Genomic DNA, 268 nt, shown 5'->3' on the forward strand with positions numbered 1-268 from the left:
CGCCGTGGTGCGCGGCGTCGACAAGCTGGTCGGTGCGCCGGTGATGGCGACCGATCTGCGCGCATCGATGAGCCTGATCCTGGCCGGCCTTGCCGCCGAAGGCGAGACCATCGTCAGCCGCGTCTATCATCTCGATCGCGGTTATGAGCGGCTGGAAGAAAAGCTTTCGGCCGTCGGCGCCGACATCGAGCGGGTCAGCGATGGCTGACGGACGCGGCCTGGCAACGGATCGGGCGGCGCTGCTGGCGCTTTATGATCTCGACGCCGG

General features: G+C 67.5%; 1 pseudogene. It reads left to right on the forward strand.

Annotated elements, in window-relative coordinates:
- Positions 1–208 (forward strand): annotated as a pseudogene (locus tag AC3II9_RS21850) (UDP-N-acetylglucosamine 1-carboxyvinyltransferase); the annotation flags it as partial.
- Between the last annotated feature and the right edge of the window lie 60 nt (positions 209–268).

The sequence above is a fragment of the Lysinibacillus sp. RU7 genome (assembly GCF_057837305.1).